This window comes from Herminiimonas sp. (assembly GCF_030645555.1).
Lineage (GTDB): Bacteria > Pseudomonadota > Gammaproteobacteria > Burkholderiales > Burkholderiaceae_D > Oxalicibacterium.
This window is the reverse complement of sequence record NZ_JAUSME010000072.1, coordinates 1-3,555: the sequence shown is the minus strand read 5'-3', so window position 1 is coordinate 3,555 and position 3,555 is coordinate 1. Positions and strand designations below refer to the sequence as shown.

Genomic DNA, 3,555 nt, shown 5'->3' with positions numbered 1-3,555 from the left:
CATGTTGATGATGCCGCGATAGGTCATGTCCATGTGATACCAGTGGTTCAGCGCCGAACCGACGATCACCATGCTCTTGCCCTGGGTCTTGTCGGCGTTGTCGGCGAATTCACGTGCCACGGTGATCACATCGGCAGCTTTCACGCCGGTATGCTTGACTTGCCATTCTGGTGTGTAAGGCACATCGTCGCTGAAATCTTTTGCGACATTGCCGCCACCCAGACCACGGTCTACACCGTAGTTGGCCATCGTCAAGTCATACACGGTGGCGACGGTAGCGATACTGCCGTCTGCCAGCTGGATTTTCTTGATCGGCACATTGCGCAGCAACATGTCTTCGGCATCCTTGCCGCCGAAGTAAGGGAAGCCGACAGCGGTCACTTCATCGCTGCAATCGATCAGCGACAGCAAGGGATCGATAGGCTTGCCGCTGGTGCCGGCTTTCTGTTCCAGATTCCATTTGCCGGATTCGCCCCAGCGGAAACCGATGGAACCGGCCGGTGCACTGATGTCGCCGCTGGCTTCATCGATGACCAGGGTTTTCCAGTCCGGATTGTTGGTTTCATCCAGATTGTTGGCCAGATGCGAAGCGCGCAGGAAGTAGTCCGGCACCAGCGCGCCATTCTTTTCCTTCAACAGCACCAGCATAGGGAAATCGGTGTATTGCTTGGCGTAGCCGCGGAAATAAGCGGATTTGCCGGTGGCGTGGTATTCCTTCAGGATCACATGGCCCATCGCCATGGCCAGCGCAGCATCGGTGCCCTGCTTCGGTGCCAGCCAGATATCGCCGAACTTGGCCATTTCGCCGAAATCCGATGAGACGGCGACGGTCTTGGTGCCCTTGTAACGCACTTCGGTATAGAAGTGAGCATCCGGCGTGCGTGTCATCGGCACGTTGGAACCCCACACCATCAGGTAAGTCGAGTTGTACCAGTCTGCCGATTCCGGCACATCGGTTTGCTCGCCCCACACTTGCGGGCTGGCTGGCGGCAAATCGCAGTACCAGTCATAGAAGCTCAAGGCCACGCCGCCTATCAGCGACAGGTAGCGGGTGCCGGCAGCGTAACTGACCATGGACATCGCAGGGATAGGCGAAAAGCCGACCACGCGATCCGGACCGTATTTCTTGATCGTGAAGGCGTTGGCGGCAGCGATGATTTCATTGACCTCATCCCATTTGCCGCGCACAAAGCCGCCCAGGCCGCGCACTGATTTGTATCTTGCTGCACGTTCCGGATTCTGGCTGATGTATTCCCATGCCTGCACCGGCGACATCGTCACGCGTGCATCACGCCACATTTCCATCAGGCGGCCGCGCACCATTGGATACTTGACGCGCTGCGCCGAGTACACATACCAGGAATAGCTGGCGCCGCGCGGGCAACCACGCGGTTCATGATTAGGCAGATCGGGACGGGTACGTGGATAATCGGTTTGCTGGGTTTCCCACGTGATCAAGCCATTCTTTACGTAGACTTTCCAGCTGCAGGAGCCGGTACAGTTCACGCCGTGGGTGGAGCGCACGATCTTGTCATGCTGCCAGCGCTGGCGGTAGGATTTTTCCCAGGTACGGTCTTCGTCGACTACCGTACCGTGGCCGTTGGAAAAGCTTTCTTGCGGCTTGTTGAAGAACTTCAGACGATCCAGAAAATGACTCATGCTGCCTCCACACGTGCACCGTTACCGGTGCTGGAAATAAAAACGTCGCAAAAACTGATGTATTGAACGTCGATGCAGGAAGTCTACGCAGCACGCCCTGGCTTGGGTATTAGCAAGAAGTCTGTTCGGCGCTTCGATAAGGACTAAGCCACCCTAGTACTTTGTGACTATGGAGACGCTGACGCTATCTGCGGTATACATGATTGATAGCCGTATATTGCACAGGTCTGATAGGCGCAGACTGGCGTTGCGACGCGAATGATTTTCAATTGAAATATCCGATCCCACCAATCCACTTGCTTGCCGAAAGAAACGTACTCATGAGTATTTCCAGTTATGACGATTTATTGAAAGAAGCCGCTACCCAGGCCCAGCCGCAACGCCTGCTGTTTGCCTTTGCACAAGCCGGCTTGCCCAACGATGCCGGCAAGGCTGAACAACAGCGTTTTTCAGAAAACCGCGGCGGCACCCTGACGCCTTTGATGTGCGTGGACAAGCTGCCGGCCGAATTGAGCACCTTTGCCGCACTGGTAGAGGAATCGCAACACACTGGCACCCACTGGGATGTCGTCTTCGTCTCCAGCATGTCGGGACAAAATGGCCAGGTGCCGGCCAGCGACGCGGCAGAAGCACCACTGAAAAAAATGGTGGAAGCGATCACGACCGGCCAGCTCGGCGCCTTCCTCGCCTTCAATCGCGCAGGCGACATTGATGCGGTAAACGAAAAAATGGCACGCCGCGGCGTGCCATTTTTTTGCCTGTCAGCGCTGCAAGCATCTAGCAAGGCATGTCGGCATTCTTGCGTGCATAGCACCACCAGGTAATGCCTATGCAAGTAACGTAAAAACCGATGAAGCACCAGAGCGCAGCCACCGGGCTGCCGGTCAATGCGATCGAAGTGCCATAGCTTTTCGGTATGAAGAATGCACCGTAGGCTGCCACTGCCGAAGTAAAGCCCAGCACGGCTGCGCCTTCCTTGTTGGCATCGATGATCGCCTGCTGTTGCGCTGCTGCGCCCTTGCCTGCCGCATCACGCTGACGTGCAGTCAAGAAGATCACCGGGATCATGCGGAAGGTCGATGCATTGCCGATGCCGGTGCCGGCAAACAACAGCATGAACATGCTGAAGAAGCCCCAGAAATTGGCAGGTACATCACCATGCGGCAGGAAATAAATCACGCCCATCACTGCGCCTATCATCAGGAAGAAAGTCCACAGCGTCACGCGGGCGCCGCCCAGCTTGTCGGAAATCACACCGCCTGCGACACGCGCCAGCGCCCCGACCAGAGGTCCGAGGAAAGCATACTGCAAGGGATTGACATCCGGGAACGCGGTCTTGATCAGCAACGGGAAGGCAGCTGAATAACCGATGAAGGAACCGAAAGTGCCGGTGTACAACCAGCACATCAGCCAGTTGTGCTTGCGCTTGAAGATCACTGCCTGCTCGGAAAAAGAAGCCTTGGCGGTCGCCAGATCATTCATGCCGAACCAGGCGATCAAGGCGGTCGCCGCAATAAAGGGCACCCAGATGAAACCCGCATTCTGCAGCCACATCTGCTTGGTCACGCCACTCTTGATCCAGCTTTGCGGCTCACCGCCGAGTGCGCCGAACACGCCGGCTGTAATCACCAGCGGCACCACGAACTGCACGGCCGATACACCCAGGTTACCCAGGCCGGCATTCATGCCGAGTGCAAAACCCTTTTGCGCTTTTGGATAGAAAAAACTGATATTCGCCATCGACGAGGCAAAGTTGCCGCCGCCGAAACCGCACAGCAAGGCCAGCACCAGCATGGTTGGATAACTGGTGTTGAGATCCTGCACCGCGTAACCTATGCCTATGGCTGGAATCAGCAGCGAAGCCGTCGATATCGTGGTCCATTTGCGCCCACCGAA

Annotated in this window: 3 protein-coding genes; 1 reads left to right on the top strand and 2 read right to left on the bottom strand. The window is 56.5% G+C overall.

Features of this window, described 5'->3' with window-relative positions:
* The coding region (locus tag Q7T06_RS02980) for a molybdopterin-dependent oxidoreductase (protein WP_304779900.1) at positions 1 to 1,659 on the bottom strand (1,659 nt) is incomplete at its 3' end.
* 320 nt (positions 1,660 to 1,979) lie between these two features.
* Between Q7T06_RS02980 and Q7T06_RS02975 the strand changes: the two genes are divergently transcribed.
* Entirely contained in the window at positions 1,980 to 2,483 is a 504-nt protein-coding gene (locus Q7T06_RS02975) for a ribonucleotide reductase subunit alpha (protein WP_304779896.1), read from the top strand.
* On the opposite strand, the gene Q7T06_RS02970 is transcribed toward Q7T06_RS02975, so the two are convergent.
* Positions 2,437 to 3,555, bottom strand: a 1,119-nt coding sequence (locus tag Q7T06_RS02970) for an MFS transporter (RefSeq protein WP_304779893.1), incomplete at its 5' end; no start/stop codon positions are given. The two genes, Q7T06_RS02975 and Q7T06_RS02970, sit on opposite strands and share 47 nt — an antisense overlap.

What these genes read in the sequence shown, in the direction of transcription:
- Q7T06_RS02975 (WP_304779896.1), top strand. Translation starts at nt 1,980, where the DNA reads ATGAGTATTTCCAGTTATGACGATTTATTGAAAGAAGCCGCTACCCAG.